The organism is Ideonella sp. P3_A4, assembly GCF_056403075.1.
Genome location: NZ_JBFUGE010000700.1, coordinates 1 through 2,918, shown reverse-complemented (window position 1 = coordinate 2,918; position 2,918 = coordinate 1). Strand labels below are relative to the sequence as shown.

The window sequence follows — 2,918 nt, the reverse complement described above, 5'->3', positions numbered from 1 at the left end:
GTCCACGGCTGGGTCGTCGGCGCAGGGCTCGAGATGATGCTGAACGCCGACATCAGCGTCGCCGCACGCACGGCGCGATTCCTGCTGCCCGAGGCCCGTATCGGCCTGCTTGGCACCGGCGCGGTCAGCGCCACCTTGCCGGCTGCGATCGGCCTGCCGCGTGCGAAGGCGATGCTGATGCTCGGCCGCGAACTCAGTGCCGAACAAGCCGAGCGCTGTGGCCTGGTCAGCGAGCGGGTCGATGCGGACGATGCAGTGCCCGCCGCACTGGCCATCGCACAGGAACTGGCACTGCGAGACCCGACGGTGCTGGCGCAGACCAAAGCCTTGCTGAACCGCGCTGCGATCGGGCCGGTGACCGAGGCGCTGGCGCGCGAAACGGCGGCGCATGAGCTGATCGGGCGGCCTGCCGCCGGCTGAGCATGGCGGGCCCATGACGTGCGGACGGCGGCGCTGTTGAACTGTGCATCCACCGATTGAGGGATGCGACGTCCAAGCGGTTCCACCGACACTGCCGGCCTTCCAATGAAGGAGGCACGACATGGCCAAGGTGGCATTGCTGACGGTGCACGGCATGGGCGAGACCAAGCGGCACTACTCTGAGGACTTGCGAAGCTCGCTGGTCGAGCGTCTGGGCGACAAGTTCGAGAACCTGGCGTTCTGCTCCATCTACTATCAGGATGTGCGTCAGGGCAACCAGCAGGCGGTCTGGAAAAGCATCGATGACCATAGCAAGGTCCACTACGACGACCTGCGAAAGTTCGTGCTGTTCGGCTTTGGCGATGCTGCGGGGTTGGAGAACCGCAAGGAACTGCCCGGATCGACCTACGTGCAGGCGCAGATCCGCATTGCGCAGGAGCTGCTGCGCGCGTATCAGGAGGTGGGCTCCGGCGGCCACGTGGTGGCGATCAGCCAGTCGCTCGGCTGCCAGGTGCTGTCGAGCTACCTGTGGGATGCACAGCAAGCCTTCAAGCAGCAGGGTGGAGCTGGCAAGGGCGCGAGCGTCGGCATCTGGACCGACATCGATGCCTACGCCCAGGCCATCACCGGCGGTCGTGGCCTGACCGCCGACGAGAAGCTGTTCCTCGCCGGCACGAACTTGAACCGCTGGGTCACCACTGGCTGCAACATCCCGATCTTCGTCGCGGCCCATCAGCAGATGGACATCAAGCCGATCGATCCGCCGAACGCCGACTTCCACTGGTTGAACATGTTCGACCCGGACGATGTGCTCGGCTGGCCGCTGCGACCGCTCAGCCCCGGCTACCACGACCTGGTCGAGGACCGTTCGATCAACGCCGGACAGGGTGCGATCGACTGGATCCTGAAGAGCTGGAATCCGATGTCCCACACGGCCTATTGGAGCGATGACGACGTGCTGGATCCGCTGATCGAGATGCTGGAGCACTACCTCTGAGCCTGCGGACACCGCAGGTGGGGTTCTGCACCTTCGGCGCTGAACTGCACTCGGATGCACGAGACTAAGTGCGGCTCGGGGTTGTCGCTTTTCCAAAGCAACCAGTAGCTGTTCGGGCCGCGCACCTGCCATCGGAACGGGACGATCAGCTCGCCGCACTCGCACAGGTCGGCAAACAGGCGGGGCGACAACAGCGCGGCACCGATGCCCTGCACCGCTGCCACGGCCGACCCCGAGGGTGAGTTCGGGGCTGTCTCCGGTCAATCGCTCAGCGCCTGTGCTGTCAACACTTCACCGGACATGGTGGCCCCCTCGGCCAGCCAGTCTGCCAACGGCAACGGGGGTTGCGCGGCGGCGAGGGCCGCCTCGGTCATGTCGCGGGCGCGCTGCTCGCTCAGCTCGCGCTGAAAGCCGGATTGGGTGTACTGCGCGTCGCACCAACCGGCCAGGCGCGCGGCCACCGCGTGGCGGCCGCGCCGGCAAGCCAGCAGTGCGAAATGGTCGGCGAAGTCGTCCAGGAGGCCAACGCGGATCAGGTCCGGCAGCGATTGCTGGGCCAGTGCCAATGCTTCGGCGATGTCGCCCCGGCACGTGAGTGCGGCACTGAGGTTGACCAGGTTGGTGATGGCCGACAGCGCAAAGCTGTGGCCGGTCTGGGCCGCCACCTGCCGGCGCAGTGCAATCGCCTCGTCGACCTTGCCCTGCACGAACAGGTTCTCGGCCAGATTGGTCCGGGCCGCGTTGATGGCGTGCGGGTCGCCATGAGCTTGATGCAATGCCAGCAGTTCCTCGGCTTGCTTCTGACCCTCGGCCGGGTGGCCCGATGCCTCGTGGCAGAAGGTGCGCGCGAGCAGCAGCTCTTCACGTGCCAGCGGCGGCCACGCCGAGTCGGCCACTTCGGCGGCCTCGCGGATGGCCGCCTCCACGGCGTCCAAGTCGTAGCGCCAGGCCAGCTTTTGCGCGGCCAGGGTGCGACAGAGGTAAAGGCCGCGTCGATCGCCGAGGCGGCGGTAGATGGCGGCCGCACGGTCCAGCGCATCGATCTCTTGCGTTGCGGCCGCCTGGTTCGCGAGGCGCGCACTGGCGTACAGGACGGGGGCTTGCAGCGCGGGCTCGGTGACTTGCTCGAAGCGAGCCAGTGCCGCCTCGCACCAACGCAAACCCTCGACCGCCAGGCCGGCATATTTCCAGACCCAGCCGGTAGCGCCGACCAGCGCGACCAGCAGCGTCGCATCGCCCATGGGGTCGGCTGACCACGCCAGCGCGGCGCGCAGGTTGTCGATTTCGGGCAGCACAACGGCCATCTGGCGGCCGTTGCCCTGGTGCCAGCGTTGCTGTTCGGCGTTCTGGGCCATGGCCAGCAGAGCCGCTGCATGTCGGCGCGCGGTGTCGCTGAGTTCACCGGCACCGGCCCATCGTTGACCAGATGCACCTGCATGTCGGCGCCAAATTCGCCGGCGGCGACCTGCGGGTGCGCGGCGCGGGCTCGCGTCAGCAAGGC

General features: G+C 67.3%; 3 protein-coding genes and 1 pseudogene. 2 read left to right on the top strand and 2 right to left on the bottom strand.

Annotated features, from left to right (window positions below; all coding sequences use genetic code 11):
* Both AC1DYI_RS31375 and AC1DYI_RS31370 read left to right on the top strand, forming a co-directional pair.
* Positions 1–420: enoyl-CoA hydratase/isomerase family protein (locus AC1DYI_RS31375; protein ID WP_477208029.1), on the top strand; the 420-nt coding region annotated here is incomplete at its 5' end.
* Positions 421–541: 121 nt separating this feature from the next.
* Complete coding sequence (locus tag AC1DYI_RS31370) at positions 542–1,417, top strand: hypothetical protein (protein ID WP_477208028.1); 876 nt, start codon at positions 542–544, stop codon at positions 1,415–1,417.
* A 260-nt stretch (positions 1,418–1,677) separates the two neighbouring features.
* Here AC1DYI_RS31370 and AC1DYI_RS31365 read toward each other — a convergent pair whose 3' ends face one another.
* Both AC1DYI_RS31365 and AC1DYI_RS31360 read right to left on the bottom strand, forming a co-directional pair.
* Positions 1,678–2,772 carry a hypothetical protein gene (locus AC1DYI_RS31365; RefSeq protein ID WP_477208027.1) on the bottom strand — a complete coding sequence of 365 codons (1,095 nt, stop codon included), beginning with the start codon at positions 2,770–2,772 and terminating at the stop codon, positions 1,678–1,680.
* Between the two features lie 44 nt (positions 2,773–2,816).
* Positions 2,817–2,918: pseudogene (locus AC1DYI_RS31360) on the bottom strand (D-aminoacyl-tRNA deacylase); the annotation flags it as partial.

What these genes read in the sequence shown, in the direction of transcription:
- AC1DYI_RS31370 (WP_477208028.1), top strand. Translation starts at nt 542, where the DNA reads ATGGCCAAGGTGGCATTGCTGACGGTGCACGGCATGGGCGAGACCAAG.
- AC1DYI_RS31365 (WP_477208027.1), bottom strand. Translation starts at nt 2,772, where the DNA reads ATGGCCCAGAACGCCGAACAGCAACGCTGGCACCAGGGCAACGGCCGC.